The following is a 13,915-nucleotide window of genomic DNA, read 5'->3' as shown; positions in this document are numbered from 1 at the left end:
CGGGCGCCCGGGGCGGGGGGAACGGTGGGTGCAGCGGTGGGCGTGCGAGCGCGGGCGGGCCGGGCGCCGCTGCGGCGGGTGCTGGTGGTCATCCCCACCTACAACGAGGCCGACAACGTGACGTCGATCGTGGCGCGGGTGCGGGCCGCCGCGCCCGAGGTGGACGTGTTGGTCGCCGACGACGCCAGCCCCGACGGCACGGGGGTCCTCGCGGATGCCCTGGCGGCCTGCGACGGGCGGGTGCACGTGCTGCACCGGGCCGGTAAGGAGGGGCTCGGCGCGGCGTATCTGGCGGGGTTCGCGTGGGCGCGGGAACGCGGCTACGACGCGGTGGTGGAGATGGACGCCGACGGTTCCCACGCGCCGGAGGACCTGCCGAGGTTGTTGGCCGCGGCGGCCGACGCGGACGTGGTGATCGGGTCGCGGTGGTGCCGGGGCGCACGGGTGGTGGGGTGGCCGCTGCGGCGGCTGCTGCTGTCGCGGTGCGGGAACCTGTATGCGCGGATGGCGTTGGGGATGCCGGTGACGGACGCGACGGGCGGATACCGGGTGTACCGGTTGGCGGTGTTGGACGCGGTGGACCTGGGGTCGGTGTGTTCGCAGGGGTATTCGTTCCAGGTGGAGTTGTCGCGGCTGGCGCATCGGGCGGGGGCGCGGATCGTGGAGGTGCCGATCACGTTCGCGGAGCGTCAGCGGGGGGCGAGCAAGATGAGCGGGTTGATCGTGGCGGAGGCGTTGTGGCGGGTCAGTGTGTGGGCGGTGCAGGATCGGCGGACGGCGTGGCGGCGGGGTCTGCACGGCACCGGTGACGGTCAGGTGCGGTGGCCGTGAGCGGCGGCGTGTCATGCTTGCTGCGGCAGGTGGTGGGACGCGACGCAGGCGATGGGGTGAGATGCGCCGAGGACTGAGGTTCGTGCCGGTGGCCGCGCTGGCGGCCGTGGTGGCGGAGCTGGCGGTGTTCGTGGGTGTCGGCCGGGCGGTCGGGTTCGGCTCGGCGGTGCTGCTGGTGTTCGCGGCGTCGCTGCTGGGGTTGGTGTTGTTGCGCCGGGAGGGCATGCGGGCGTGGCGGGGGTTCCGCGCTGCCGCGCAAGCGGGCGCGCCGCCGGGCCCGCAGGTCACCGACGGGCTGGTGGGGTTACTGGGGGCGTTGCTGCTGGCGGTGCCGGGTCTGGTTTCCGGTGTGGTGGGGCTGCTGCTGCTGGTGCCGCCGGTGCGGCGGCTGGCGGGTGCGGGGGTGCGGCGGGCCACGGAGCGGCGGGTGTCGTCGATGGTGGCCGGTGACCTGTTCGGGCCGCGTCGGGTGCGGGTGCGCCGTGGCGACGCGGCGCCGTCCGCGCAGCCGGAGCCGCAGGAGCCGGCGTCGACGGTGGTCGACGGTGGCCGGGCCATCGAGGGCGAGATCGTCGAACGGTAGAGCGGCCACGCGAAACGCCCCCGCAAGGATGATCCCTGCGGGGGCGTCGTCGTGGGTGTGGGGTCAGGCGCGGCCCCGGCGGGTGCGGACCTCCTGGAGCCGTTCGGCGAGGATGTCCTCCAGCTCGGCGATGGAGCGGCGCTCCAGCAGCATGTCCCAGTGGGTGCGCGGCGGCTTGGCCTTCTTCTGCTCCGGCTCGGTGCCGTCGACCAGGCGGGCGACGCTGCCGTCGAACTTGCATTCCCAGGTCGTGGGGACCTCGGCGTCGACGGCGAACGGCACCTCGAACTGGTGGCCCTTGGCGCAGAGGTACTCGCGGGTCTGACGCGGCGCGAGCTCCGTGTTGCGGTCGGATTCGTAGCTGACCGCGCCCAGACGGCTTCCGCGCAGCATACGCTCGCCCATGATCGACTTCCCCTCGTTCGTGGTGCTGGTCTTCAGGTCCAACGGTGTCTGTCGGCCGGGTCATTCCCGCCCCGCCGGGCCGCACCCCGCCGTGCGGGCGGGACGCGGCGAGCCCCGCCGCCCCTGCAAGGGTAGCCGGCCACGCCAGCTGCCCGGCGGGGTCGTCCCGGCCGGGCGAATCGGTGGAGGTGTTCGGCGGCTCACCGGGCATGCTACCCACTCCCGCGCCGGCGCGGGCGGCGACGCCCGGTGACGCGCCGGCCACGCCGCCGGGATGCCGCTGGCCACCGGTCGACGCGCACCACGGGCGCGGGCGCGCTGGCGGTGCGGTTCAGCCGGTGACCAGCGACACCGCCACAACGACCATGACCGCGGCGATCGCCGCGTCCACGAACCGCCACGCCGTCGGGCGGGCCAGCAGCGGGGCCAGCCGGCGGGCGCCGACACCCAGGCCGGTGAACCACAGCAGGCTCGCCGTCGCCGCGCCGGCGCCGAACGCCCACCGGTTCGGGTCGTGGTGGGCGACCGTGCCGAGCAGCACCACCGTGTCGAGGTAGACGTGCGGGTTGAGGAACGTGAACGCCAGGCAGGTCAGCAGCGTCGCGCGCAGCGTGGCCGGCGGACGGTCGGTCGGGGTGAGGGCGGTGGGGCGCAGGACGCGGCGGGCCGCCAGCAGCGCGTACCCGCACAGGAACACCGCGCCGCCCCACCGGGCCACCGTCACCACCGCCGGCGCGTCGGTGAGGACCGCGCCCAGGCCGGCGATGCCGGCGCCCATCAGCGCGGCGTCGGCGGCCGCGCAGACCGCCACGACCGCACCGACGTGTTCGCGGCGCAGCCCCTGGCGCAGCACGAAGGCGTTCTGCGCGCCGATGGCGACGATCAACGCGAGGGAGAAGCCGAACCCGGCCAGCACGGAACCCATGGCAGCGACCGTAGGGCGATGCGCGGCCACACTCCAGCTAAGGATTCTTCAGTACCGTTAGCATCGCTTATGGCCCTCGACCCGGTGCAGCTCGCGACGTTCCAGGCGGTCGTCGAGCAGGGCAGCTTCGACGCGGCGGCGCGGGTCCTGCACGTCACCCCGTCCGCGGTCAGCCAACGCGTCAAGGCGTTGGAGCAGGCCGTCGGTCAGGTGCTGGTGCGCCGGGGCCGGCCGTGCGTGCCGACGGCCGCCGGGCGGCCCCTGGTGCGCCTGGGCGGTCAGGTGGCGCTGCTGGAACACGAGGCCCTCGCCGCCGCCCGGGGTGGGCTCGGCGCGCACGCGCGCACCCGGGTGGCCGTCGTCGTCAACGCCGACTCCCTGGCCGGCTGGTTCCTGCCGGTCCTGGCCGCCGTGCCCGACGTCGCGTTCGAGGTGCACACCGACGACGAGGGGCACACCGCCGACCTGCTGCGCGACGGCACCGTGATGGCGGCGGTGACCGCCGAACGCGTCGCCGTGCAGGGCTGCCGGGTGCAGCGCCTCGGCGCGATGCGCTACGTCGCCGTCGCCGCGCCCGCCGTGGCCTCGGCGTGGTTCGCCGGGCGGGACCCCGGCGAGGCGTTCGCCGCCGCGCCGATGGTCTGCTTCAACCGCAAGGACACCCTGCAGCACCGCTTCGCCCGCGCGGTCGCCGCCGGGCCCGTCGACCCCCCGACGTCGTACGTGCCGGCGTCGGCGAGCTTCACCGAGGCGATCCGCCTCGGCCTCGGCTGGGGCCTGGTGCCCGAGGCCGTCGCCGACGTCGACGTCCCCGCCGGTCGGCTCGTCGCGCTGGCCGGCGGCCGGCACCTGGACGTGCCGTTGTACTGGCAGTGCTGGCGGCTGGAGTCGGCGGCGCTGAGCGCGCTGACCGCCGCGGTGCGGACCGCCGCCGCCACCGCGCTGCGCTGACCCGCCACCGGCGGCCCGCCGCAGGGTACCGTCAGCGCGGCGGGGCGCCCAGCCGGGCCAGCGCGGTGGCGAGGTCGCTGACCTGGTCGACCAGTTGCGCCGAGCGGCGCAGCGCGGCGTCGCGTTCGGCCTCGGCCGCGCGTAGCCGTACCTCCAGCTCGCCGAGGCGGCCCTCGACGGCGGCGGCGGCCTCCCGCGCGGCCGCCGCCTGGGCGGCGGCCGTGTCGTGGGCGGCGGTGGCCTCGGCCAGCCGCGCCGCCAGCGCCGCCGCCTCCTGGCGGGCGGCCTGCGCCTGTGCCCGGGCGGCCTCGGCGTCGCGGCGGGCGTCGGCGGTGTCGGCGCGCAGCCGGTCGGCCTGCTCGCGGGCCCGCTGCGCGTCGGCGCGGGCGGCGTCGGCGCCCGCCGCGGCGGTGCGGGCGTCGGCGAGGGCCTGCTGCGCCTGCGCGTCGGCCTGCTCGGCCCGCTGGCGGGCCTGCGCCGCGGCCTCGGCGTCGCGGCGCGCGGCCTGCAGGGCGGCGTCGCGTTCGGTGGTCAGGTCGGCGGCGCGTTGCCGCTGCGCGTCGCGTTCGCCGCGCATCGTGCGCAGCTCGTGGCGGGCCGCGTCGCGGTCCCGCTCGGCCTGCACCCGCAGCGCCTGCGCCGCGCCCGCGTCGCGGCGGGCGTCGTCGCGGGCCGTCTCGGCCTGCTCGGCCCGCTGCCGGTCGGCGGCCGCGTCGGCCTGCGCCGCGTCGGCGCGGGCGACGGCGGCGTCGCGTTCGGCGGCGGCCGTGCGGGCCTGCTGGCCGGCGCGGGCCGCGGCTGCCGCCGCGTCCTGGGCGTCGCGGCGGGCGTCGTCGCGTTCGGTGTGGGCCTGGGCGAGTTCCGCGGCGGTCTCCGCGCGCAGCTGCGCCAGCTGCCGCTGCACCCCCGCCGGGGACAGTTCGTCGTGCAGCGCCTCGGTGAGGGTCTGCACGATCTGGTCGAGGCGGTCCACCGCCTCCCACGTGCGGGCCACCTGACCGGGCAGGCCGGGGGCGTTGCGGTGCCGCATCCGGCTGTTGCGCGAGGCCCGCTGGCAGGCGCCGTCGTTGTCGCGGCAGTAGCGGAACGGCCGGCCCGCGCCGGCCCGTTGCGGCACGTCGCGCCCACAGTGGGCGCAGGGGCGGGTGTCGGCGGTGGGGGAGGGCTGGTCGTCCATCGAGGCGGAAGTCTAGCGACGGTGGCCACCCGGCCCGGCCGTGCCTGCGGCGGCAGGTGGTTAACAAGGGGCCCTTGCGCTACCGGAGGCGATAACAAGGGGCCCCTGCTTGCGCGTCAGCCGGCGGAGCGGGCGGCGCCGTCGAGGGTGTAGCGGCGTTGCAGCAGCACCGCGGCGAGCATCAGCGCCGCCGGCAGCAACCCGAAGCCGTAGCGGATCGCCGCCCCCGCCGTGTCCGGCTGGTCGATCACCTGGCCGCCGGTCGAGGCGACGAACCCGCCCGCGGTCAGGCACACCGCGTACGCGTAGGGGCCCAGCGCCGCGCCGGTGGCCTCGGTGGCCGTCCACACCCCGGTGTAGGTGCCCGCGCCGGTGGTGCCGGCGGCGCGGACGACGTCGGGCATCATCGCGAACGGCAGCAGCTGCATGCCGGCGAACGCGATCCCGAGCACCGTCACCGCCGCGACCAGGACGGGCAGGCCGGCGGGGGCGCCCACGGCGAGGACGAGCGACCCGGCCGCGAACGCGCCCTGCGCGACGAGCAGGGCCCGCTGCTTGCCGGCGCGGCGGGCCACGGCCAGCCAGCCCGGGGTGACCAGCAGCGCCGGCGCCACGAACGCGGCGACGAGCACCGTGGTCAGCGCGGGCCGGCCCAGCTCGTACTCGGCGTAGTACGGCACCCCGGCCAGCACCAGGTGCGTCGTGGTCGACATGGCCAGGTAGGCCGCGACCAGCCAGCGGAACTGTCCGTCGCGCAGCGCCGCCGTCAGCGCCCGCCAGCCGCCCGGTGCGTGGCGCTGCGCGGTGGTGCCGGCGGTCCGGCGTAGCCGGCCGATGCCGGCGACCCCGACCAGCATGGCGGCCAGGGCACCGCCGCCCAGCAGCAGGCCCATCCGCTGGTAGCCGCCGCGGGTCGCGGCGTCGCCGCCGGTCAGCAGCGGCGCGAGCAGCCCGGAGGCCAGGATCCCGGCGGTGAGCACCACCATCCGGAACGCCATCAGCCGGGTCCGCTCGTGGTAGCCGATCCGCAGGTCCGCCGGGGTCGCCAGGTAGGGCACCTGGTAGGCGGCGAACAGCAGGTTCCCGGCGACGAACCAGGCCGCGACCCACGCCGCCGCGCCCACGCCGGTGAGACCGCCGGGCACCGCGAACAGCGCGGCGAACGCCGCGGGCAGCGCGCAGCCGGCCAGCAGCAGCCGCCGCCGGTCGCCGCGGCGGGCCGACTCGGCGTCGCTGCGGTGGCCGACCCACGGGTGGACCAGCACGTCGACGACCTTCGGGGCCAGCAGCGCCAGACCGGCCAGCCACGGCGCCACGGCGAGCACGTCGGTGAGGAAGTACAGCAGCAGCAGCCCGGGTACGGTGACCCACACGCCCATGCCGAGGGAGCCGGCGGCGAAGCCGAGCAGGGGGCCGCGCGGCAGGTCCGTCGGGGGCGCGGGGGCCGGCTGGGTCATCGTGGGTGTCCTTTCGGCGGCACGCCGCCCGCAAATCCAACGGTTGCTGGATTGTAGGGGGACAATGGCGCCCATGACCATGCCCCGACGGCGTCCCGGCCGACCCCGGCGTTCCGAGAGCCGGGACACCCGCGAGGTGGTGCTGACCGCCGCCACCGCGCTGTTCGCCGCCCGGGGCTTCGACGCCGTCGGGCTGCGGCAGGTCGCCGCCGCCGCCGGCGTCGACGTCGCCACGGTCTCCCACCACACGGGTACGAAGGCGCAGCTCTACGACGCCTGCTTCGCCCGGGTGTTCGTCGCCGAACGCGACGCCCTGCAGGCCGCGACGCGGGCGGCCCACGACGCCCTCGACACCGGGCCCGCCGCGGCCCGGGGGGCGCTGCACGACCTGGTCGACGTGTTCGTCGACTTCCTACAGGAGCACCCGCAGACCACCGCCCTGTGGCTGCGCCGCTGGCTGGAGCCGCACCGGCACGCCGACCTCGACGAGCGGTACTCCGCGCCGCTGTACGAGCTGGTGGAGCAGCTGCTGCGGGCGGCGGCCGCCGCCGGGGCGCTGGTCGAACCCACCCCGCACATCACGGTGCGCAGCCTGGTCTGGGCCGTGCACGCGCACGTGGTGGCGCTGGCCGCCGACGCGGCCTCGGCGCAGCGGGAACGCCAGGAGTTCCGCGCCTTCGTGCACCGGTTCCTCGACGGCCTCTACTGGGCCGGCGGGCAGCCGGGCGCACACGCCTGACGCGCACCGGCCGGCGGGCGTCAGCGCCGCATCAGCGCGAACACCCCCCACCCCAGGTGGGGTCGCTGGTAGCGGACGTAGCGCAGCGGCGCGGTGTCGAGTTCGGCGCGCAGCTCGCCGGCCAGTTCGTCGTCGGGGTGGGCGTCGAGCCAGCGGCGCACCGACAACCACTGCGCGGCGACGTACCGGTCCCAGCTGTCCTCGTCGGCCAGGACCATCTCCACCAGGTCGAAGCCGAGGCTGCCGAACAGGGTGACCAGGCCCGGCAGGTCGTGGAAGTCTTCCCGGGCCGTGGCGTGGCAGGCCGTCACCGTCGCCTCATCGGGCGGGTCGACCCGCCAGAACGGCTCGCCGATCAGCAGCAGGCCGCCGGGGCGCAGGGCGCGTTCGAGCAGCCCGATGGTGCCCGCGACGCCGCCGCCGATCCAGGTCGCCCCGACACACGCGGCGACGTCGACCTCGACCTCGGCGGTGTACGTGGCGGCGTCGCCGTGCACGAACGCCACCCGCCCGGCGACGCCCAGCTCGACCGCGCGGGCCCGGGCGGCGTCGACGAAGACGGTGCTGATGTCGACCCCGGTGCCGGTCACGCCGTGCGCGCGGCTCCACTGGCAGAGCATCTCGCCGCTGCCGCAGGCCAGGTCGAGCAGGGTCGTGCCCGGCCGCAGGCGCAGGGCCCGGCCGAGGGTGGCGAGTTTCCCGGCGGTGAAGGGGTTGTGGATGCGGTGGTCGCGTTCGCGGATGACAAAGCTGCGTGGCAGGTCCACCGAAACACCTTCCCGGGACGTGAGGTCCGTAAGGTAACCGCGGCGCGCGGCGCCGTCGACCGCATTACGGGCCGGACGCCTTGACGCCGGGCCACCACCCCCCGCATTATCCATCGAGTGTTGGATTAACGTGGGGGAGGACGACGACATGGGGCAACCCCCACGGGTCGCGGTGATCGGCGCCGGCGCCGCCGGCCTGGCCACCCTCAAAGCCCTCGCCGACGCCGGCGTGCCGGCCGTGGCCTTCGAGGCCACCGACACCGTCGGCGGCCTGTGGGTGCACGGGGCACCCGACTCGCCCGCCTACCGCACCCTGCACCTGAACACCAGCCGGACCCGCACCCAGTTCGCCGACCACCCCATGCCCGCCGACTGGCCCGACTACCCCGACCACACCCGCGTCGCCGGCTACCTGCGCGACTACGCCCACCGCTTCGGTCTCCTCGACGCCGTCCGGCTGCGGCACACCGTCGTCGGGGTCACCCGCGGCCCCGACGACCGGTGGACCGTGCGGACCACCGGCCCCCACGGCACCAGCGACGTCACCGTCGCCGCCGTCGTCGTCGCCAACGGCCACAACCGGGTGCCCCGCCCACCTGCGCCCCCGCCCGCCGGCGACTGCACCGCCGAACAGCTCCACAGCCACGCCTACCGCGGCCCCGAGCAGCTCGCCGGCCGGCGGGTCCTCGTCGTCGGCGGCGGCAACTCCGCCATGGACATCGCCGTGGACGCCTCCCACACCGCCCGGCGTACGCTGCTGTCGCTGCGCCGCGGCGTGTGGGTGGTGCCCAAGCACCTGCTCGGCCGCCCCTCGGACACCCTCAACGGGGCGCTCGCGCGGCGGCTGCCCTGGCGGCTGCGGCAGCGCATCAGCCAGACCCTGCTCACCGCCACCGTCGGCCCGCCCACCCGCTACGGGCTGCCCGCACCCACCCACGGCTTCCTCCAGGACCATCCCACCCTCTCCGACGGGCTGCTGTCGCGGCTGGCCCACGGCGAGATCGAGGCCCGCCCCGGCATCGCCGCGTTCCACGGCGACCAGGTCGAGTTCACCGACGGCCGCGTCGACGCCGTCGACCTGGTCGTCTGGTGCACCGGCTACCGCGTCGAGGTGCCGTTCCTCGACCCCGCGCTGCTCGGTGCCGGCCCCGACACCCTGCCGCTGTACCGGCACGTGTTCCACCTCGACGCCCCCGGGCTGGCCTTCGTCGGGCTGATGCAGTCCACCGGAGCCGCGTTCCCCCTGCTGGAGGCGCAGGCCCGCCTCGTCGCCGCCCGCCTCGCCGGCCGGTACGCTCCGCCGGCCCCGGCGGCCCAACGCGCCGCATGCCGTGCCGAACTGCGCGCCGCCACCGCCCGCTGGGGAGACCGCCGCCCGGCGATGCGCGTCGACTTCGACACGTACCTGGCGCAGCTGGGCCGCGAACTCGCCGCCGGCACCCGCCGCGCCGCCCGGGACGCGACGTGAGCGCCCTGACCGGCCGCCGGGCCCTCGTCACCGGCGCGCGCGGCACCTTCGGCCGGCACCTGTGCGCCGCCCTGCACGCCGCCGGCGCCCGCGTCGTCGGCCTCGACCTGCACGCCCACGACGACCCCGACGCCCCCGTGCTCGGCGTCGACCTGACCGACCCGGCCGCCACCGCCACCGCCGTGACCGCCGCCGTCGACCGGCTCGGCGGCCTCGACCTGCTGGTCAACAACGCCGGCGTCGGCGGCCCCGCCCCCGCCGAGCTGCCCCCCGACGACACCGTGCGCCAGCAGATCGAGGTGAACCTGCTCGCCGCCTGGCGCACCACCGCCGCCGCCCTGCCCGCCCTCGTCCCCGACCGCGGCCGGGTGATCTTCGTGGCCAGCCGGATGGCGGTGCTGCCGCTGCCCCTGGCCGCCGCGTACGGGGTCAGCAAACGCGCCCTCGTCGCGTACGCCGACGCCTTGCGCCTGGAGGTCGGCACCCACGTCGGCGTCACCGTCGTCTACCCCAGCATGGTCGCCTCACCCATCCACGACAGCACCGCCCGCGCCGGGCTCTCCCTGACCGGGGTGTCCCGGCCCGAACCCGTCGAGGGCGTCGTCGCGGCGATCCTGCGCGCCGCCGCCGCCCGCCGCGCCCCGCGTGACGTGGCCACCACCGCCCGGGGCCGCCTCGAACTGGCCGTCGCCCGGCACGCGCCCGCCCTGGCCGACCGCCTCGTGCGGCGTACCGTCGCCGGGCGCATCGCCGCCGGTGACCTCGACGCCGCGCCCCTGGCCGCCGGCCTCGTGCGCCGCCACCGCCACCCCGGGACCCCCTGAACGCGGGCCCCGCGCCGCTCGCGGGCCGGCACCGGCGGCGGCGATGGGCGACACTACGGGGATGTCGGTGCTCCTGCGGGCCCCCGCGACCCCCCACCATCCCGAGCTGGAGCTGCGCCCCTGGCGCGACGGCGACATCCCCGAACTGATCGAGGTCTACCGCGACCCGGTGCTGCGCCAGTGGACCCGGCATCCGGTCGACGACGCCCGCGCCGCCCACCGGTGGATGGTCCGCAGCCGGCAGGGCTGGGCCGCCGGCCGCCGGTTCGCCTTCGCCGTACGCGAGCCCCGCCGCGACGGCGGCGACCGCCTCGTCGCCACGGTCGTGCTCAAGGACGTCCTGCCCGGGCGTCCACACGCCGAGGTCGGCTACTGGACGGCCGCCTGGGCCCGCGGGCGCGGCGTCGCGCCGCGCGCCGTGCAGGCGGTCACCGACTGGGCGTTCACCCGGTTCACCGCGACCGGCCTGACCCGCCTGGACCTGCTGCACCAGGTCGACAACACCGCCTCCTGCCGGGTCGCCGAGAAGGCCGGCTACCCGTTCCAGGAGACACTTCCCGCCCGGGCGCCGTTCCCCCGCGACGGGCACCGCCACGCCCGCCACGCCGCCCCGCACCCCGGCGGAGACCGAGGGTGAGCGGCAGCGGGCGGCGTCAGGTCGCGCAGGCCCGCAACGCCCGCCGGTAGGCGCCCGGAGTCGTGCCCACCCGAACGCGGAAGCGACGGCGCAGATTCGCCGCCGAGGCGAGGCCGACGCGGGCCGCGACGGCCTCCACCGGCAGGTCCGTCTCCTCCAGCAGGGTGCGTGCCCGCGCCACCCGGCGAGCCAGCAGCCACGCGCCCGGGCTCGTGTCGAGCTGCTCGGCGAACCGCCGGGCCAGCGTCCGGGGCGAGACGTGCAGATACGCTGCCAGGTCGCCCACCGACAACGACGTTCCCAGGCGCGCCTCGGCCCACTCCAGGAGCCCGTCCAGGCTGTCCGTGGCCGGCGCGGCCAGCACGTGCTGTGTCTGGCCGCCGTCGCGGTGCGGCGGCATCACCATGTACCGCGCGACAAGCGCCGCGTGCCCGACACCGTGGTCCTTCCCGACAAGGTGCAGGCACAGGTCGATGCCCGCGCCGGCGCCGGCGCTCGTGGCCACGTCGCCGTGATCGACGTAGAGCACCTCCGCCTCCACGCGCACCCGGGGGAACTCCTGCCGCAGCTGCTCGGCGCGTGCCCAGTGCGTCGTGGCCGAGCGGCCGTCCAGCAGGCCGGTGCGGGCCAGCGCGAACACGCCGCCGCAGATCGTGACGAGTCGCGCCCCCCGGGCGTGGGCCCGCAGCAGCGCCCGGCGCACCCGCGCCGACAGCGGCGCCTCCACCGGCGCCCAGCCCGGGATCACCACGGTGTCCGCGGAGTCGAGAGCCGAAAGATCCCGCGACACCGACAGCGCGTACCCGGCTGACGTGGGCACCTGCCCGGGCCGCTCCGTGCACACCCCGAACTCGTAGTGGCGGGGCGTGCCAGGGGGCACCGTGCCGAAGACCTCGGCGGCGCAGCCCAGCGCGAACGTCGACTGCACCGGTCGTACCAGGGCGACCACGCGATGCATGGCGAGAAAGTACCCCACGGTGTCCTCGTCGCCGCTGTCGTGCGGGGCGCGCCGGCGGCACCGTGGAGGGCATGCATCCAGAGATCCTGACCCAGGAGGGCTACGCCGCCGTACGCGTCGAGTCGGCCCCCGTCCGCGAACTCTTCCCCGGCATCCGGCTGCGTCCGCTGTGGCGGGGACCACACGGCGCGCAGGCCGCCGTGCTCGAGATGGACCCCGGCTCGTCGTGGCCGCGCCGCGACGTCCACGCGCCCGGCCCCGAAGAGGTGTACGTGCTCGACGGCACGTTCCACGACGGGGCACGCGACTACCCGGCGGGGACGTTCCTGCACGCCCCGGCCGGGTCGTGGCACGTGCCCTCGACCGTCACCGGTTGCAGGCTGTTTCTCTTCTACCCGGCGGGCTAGGACCGGCACCGGATGGTGATCACCACGTCCCCGTCGCTGGCACGGCCGGGCGGGTACCGTGGATCCGGGAGGTGCCGGGGTGAGCGACAGGTGGGAGGCCGCAGCCGAGGCGCAGATCCGCACCGCCCAGGAACGCGGCGAGTTCGACAACCTGCCCGGGGCGGGCAAACCACTGCCGGGCCGGGGCACGCCCTACGACGAGTCGTGGTGGATCAAGAGTTTCCTGGAGCGCGAGAAGCTGCCCAGCGACCTGCTGCTGCCCACGCCGCTGCTGCTGCGCCGCAGGATCGAACGGGTGCCCGACGAGGTGCGGGACCTGCCCACCGAGGCGGCCGTGCGGGCGTACGTCGCCGATCTCAACCGGGAGGTCGTCGCCTGGCTGCGCAACCCGACCGGCCCGCAGGTCGTCGTGCGTCCCGCCAACGCCGACGAGGTGGTGGCCGGGTGGCGCGCCGCCCGGGAACGGGCCCACGCGGAGGCGGTGGCGGCGGCGCGGTCGGCACCTGGGCCGCAGCACGGTCCCCGCCGCCGGTGGCAGTGGCCGTGGCGGGGACCGCGGCGACCGCGGCGGCCCTGACGCCTGCTGCTAGCCGGGGGCACCCAGATCGACGGCCTCTCTGACGAAGACGATGCCGTCGATCGTGTCGAGCTGGGTCGGGTCCAGCGGGAAGTAGGCGAAGTCCCGGGAGACCCGCGGGGCGGCTGCGGTCACCGCCCGGGCCAGGCGGCGGCCGTCGACCACGCAAGCGTCCCACGGCAGGGCGGCCAGGATGCCCTCGGCGGTGTCCGCAGCCGGGGCGTCGCCACCGATCGCGCCGAAGGCCGAGGCGAGAAAGGCGTACCGGTCGCCGAGGCGGGCCGCGGTGATGGCTCCCGCGCTCCACATCCGCACCTCCAGGTCGCCCAGCGACATGCGGCTGTGGTGGCGCTGCAGGTGCAGGTTGTGAGCGAAGACCAGCGCCGGGCCGTGCGCGGCGACAGCATGCAGGTTCGCGGCCATCATCGCGTCCCGCAGCCCCGACAGCCGGGAGATCCGGTCCGCGGCGGTGTCGGCCATCGCATGGTGGTAGCGGAGCAGACCGACGGCGGTACGCCCGTACAGTTCCGCCCGCTCCCGGTCGCGCACGCACAGCTGCGGCAGCTGCGTGTCGAGCAGCGCCAGCAGGTCGTCGGCGATCACCCGCAGCCGCTGGGCGTCGGCGGACCGGCCGATCGACTGGGACGGGTCCATGACGGTGGCCTCGTTCGACCACCGCTCGTCGGGGCCGAGCAGCGCATCGAGGGTTTCCCGGGTGCAGGGCAGCGGGCCGTCGAGGAGGCCGTGCAGCGCGGTGAGCGCCTGACGCGGGCTGGCCGCCCAGTATTCCAGGGGGCCGTCGATCCCGAAGAACCGCAGCTTATCGTCGTGGGCCTCGTTGTAGGTGCGCATCCAGCGCACGAGGTCCCGGTTGGCCGCCGACGCGCCGAAGCCGTGGCTGAAGCCGCGCGCCATGACGTCGTCGAGGTCACCGGCGCCGGTCGCGATGTGGTCGTCCACCACCAGGCCCATCAGGCAGTCACTTTCGATGGCGAACGACCGGTAGCCCTCGTGTTCGACGAGGTGGCGGAAGACCTCGTTGCGCAACGCGCCCAGCTCCCCCACGAAGTGTCGGGCCTCGCCGAGCCCGAGCAGCGCAGGCCGGGCGGGAAGGGAACGCAGGAAGGCCGAGATGGCGGCCCCGTCGAGTTTCCGTGCGATGTTCCGGACAGTCATTCCCTCAACGGTATCGTTGAACGAACGGTGTGA

The 13,915-nt window shown here is 76.2% G+C and carries 16 protein-coding genes; 9 read left to right on the top strand and 7 right to left on the bottom strand.

The features are described from left to right. Positions 1 to 42: 42 nt before the first annotated feature. Entirely contained in the window at positions 43 to 831 is a 789-nt protein-coding gene (locus tag LPA42_RS02030; RefSeq protein ID WP_043969651.1) for a polyprenol monophosphomannose synthase, read from the top strand. A gap of 61 nt (positions 832 to 892) precedes the next feature. Continuing rightward, positions 893 to 1,414, top strand: coding sequence for an FxsA family protein (locus tag LPA42_RS02025; protein ID WP_077940351.1), 522 nt, complete (start codon positions 893 to 895; stop codon positions 1,412 to 1,414). A 63-nt stretch (positions 1,415 to 1,477) separates the two neighbouring features. On the opposite strand, the gene LPA42_RS02020 is transcribed toward LPA42_RS02025, so the two are convergent. Together LPA42_RS02020 and LPA42_RS02015 are read right to left on the bottom strand one after the other, a co-directional pair. Continuing rightward, positions 1,478 to 1,819: an RNA polymerase-binding protein RbpA gene (locus tag LPA42_RS02020; protein WP_007070998.1), complete on the bottom strand. Its 342-nt coding sequence runs from the start codon at positions 1,817 to 1,819 to the stop codon at positions 1,478 to 1,480. Between the two features lie 331 nt (positions 1,820 to 2,150). Further along, on the bottom strand, positions 2,151 to 2,744 hold the full coding sequence (locus tag LPA42_RS02015; RefSeq protein WP_077940350.1) for a LysE/ArgO family amino acid transporter: 594 nt from the start codon (positions 2,742 to 2,744) through the stop codon (positions 2,151 to 2,153). Positions 2,745 to 2,813: 69 nt separating this feature from the next. Here LPA42_RS02015 and LPA42_RS02010 point away from each other — a divergent pair, with 69 nt between their 5' ends. Beyond that, complete coding sequence (locus LPA42_RS02010) at positions 2,814 to 3,695, top strand: LysR family transcriptional regulator ArgP (RefSeq protein WP_077940349.1); 882 nt, start codon at positions 2,814 to 2,816, stop codon at positions 3,693 to 3,695. Between the two features lie 31 nt (positions 3,696 to 3,726). Here LPA42_RS02010 and LPA42_RS02005 read toward each other — a convergent pair whose 3' ends face one another. Both LPA42_RS02005 and LPA42_RS02000 read right to left on the bottom strand, forming a co-directional pair. Then, positions 3,727 to 4,872 (bottom strand): hypothetical protein, encoded by a 1,146-nt coding sequence (locus LPA42_RS02005; protein WP_077940348.1) that lies wholly within the window; start codon positions 4,870 to 4,872, stop codon positions 3,727 to 3,729. 116 nt (positions 4,873 to 4,988) lie between these two features. Continuing rightward, entirely contained in the window at positions 4,989 to 6,329 is a 1,341-nt protein-coding gene (locus LPA42_RS02000; RefSeq protein ID WP_077940347.1) for an MFS transporter, read from the bottom strand. Positions 6,330 to 6,408: 79 nt separating this feature from the next. On the opposite strand from LPA42_RS02000, the gene LPA42_RS01995 reads away from it, so the two are divergent. Next, positions 6,409 to 7,068, top strand: coding sequence for a TetR family transcriptional regulator (locus LPA42_RS01995; protein ID WP_077940352.1), 660 nt, complete (start codon positions 6,409 to 6,411; stop codon positions 7,066 to 7,068). Between the two features lie 20 nt (positions 7,069 to 7,088). Here the strand turns inward: LPA42_RS01995 and LPA42_RS01990 are convergent, their stop codons facing one another. Then, positions 7,089 to 7,835: a cyclopropane-fatty-acyl-phospholipid synthase family protein gene (locus LPA42_RS01990; protein ID WP_077940346.1), complete on the bottom strand. Its 747-nt coding sequence runs from the start codon at positions 7,833 to 7,835 to the stop codon at positions 7,089 to 7,091. Positions 7,836 to 7,983: 148 nt separating this feature from the next. Between LPA42_RS01990 and LPA42_RS01985 the strand changes: the two genes are divergently transcribed. From LPA42_RS01985 to LPA42_RS01975, 3 genes are all read left to right on the top strand, one after another. Further along, on the top strand, positions 7,984 to 9,303 hold the full coding sequence (locus LPA42_RS01985; protein WP_228986263.1) for an NAD(P)/FAD-dependent oxidoreductase: 1,320 nt from the start codon (positions 7,984 to 7,986) through the stop codon (positions 9,301 to 9,303). Further along, a complete protein-coding gene (locus tag LPA42_RS01980) occupies positions 9,300 to 10,127 on the top strand; it encodes an SDR family oxidoreductase (protein WP_228986262.1) in 828 nt (275 codons plus the stop codon). Before LPA42_RS01985 ends, LPA42_RS01980 begins: the two co-directional genes overlap by 4 nt. A gap of 61 nt (positions 10,128 to 10,188) precedes the next feature. Continuing rightward, on the top strand, positions 10,189 to 10,764 hold the full coding sequence (locus LPA42_RS01975; protein ID WP_077940344.1) for a GNAT family N-acetyltransferase: 576 nt from the start codon (positions 10,189 to 10,191) through the stop codon (positions 10,762 to 10,764). Positions 10,765 to 10,780: 16 nt separating this feature from the next. Here the strand turns inward: LPA42_RS01975 and LPA42_RS01970 are convergent, their stop codons facing one another. Next, entirely contained in the window at positions 10,781 to 11,722 is a 942-nt protein-coding gene (locus LPA42_RS01970) for a GlxA family transcriptional regulator (protein ID WP_077940343.1), read from the bottom strand. 71 nt (positions 11,723 to 11,793) lie between these two features. Here LPA42_RS01970 and LPA42_RS01965 point away from each other — a divergent pair, with 71 nt between their 5' ends. Both LPA42_RS01965 and LPA42_RS01960 read left to right on the top strand, forming a co-directional pair. Then, the gene (locus LPA42_RS01965; RefSeq protein ID WP_077940342.1) at positions 11,794 to 12,129 is read left to right on the top strand and encodes a cupin domain-containing protein; all 336 of its coding nucleotides are present in this window, start codon (positions 11,794 to 11,796) and stop codon (positions 12,127 to 12,129) included. 79 nt (positions 12,130 to 12,208) lie between these two features. Beyond that, positions 12,209 to 12,706: a DUF1992 domain-containing protein gene (locus LPA42_RS01960; protein WP_077940341.1), complete on the top strand. Its 498-nt coding sequence runs from the start codon at positions 12,209 to 12,211 to the stop codon at positions 12,704 to 12,706. Positions 12,707 to 12,715: 9 nt separating this feature from the next. Here LPA42_RS01960 and LPA42_RS01955 read toward each other — a convergent pair whose 3' ends face one another. Next, the gene (locus LPA42_RS01955; RefSeq protein WP_077940340.1) at positions 12,716 to 13,882 is read right to left on the bottom strand and encodes an erythromycin esterase family protein; all 1,167 of its coding nucleotides are present in this window, start codon (positions 13,880 to 13,882) and stop codon (positions 12,716 to 12,718) included. Positions 13,883 to 13,915: the final 33 nt, after the last annotated feature.

This window comes from Micromonospora sp. DH13, from assembly GCF_020873825.1.
Taxonomy (GTDB): domain Bacteria; phylum Actinomycetota; class Actinomycetes; order Mycobacteriales; family Micromonosporaceae; genus Micromonospora; species Micromonospora haikouensis.
Note: the sequence above shows the minus strand (reverse complement) of the source record. Positions and strands in the feature narration are given on the sequence as shown.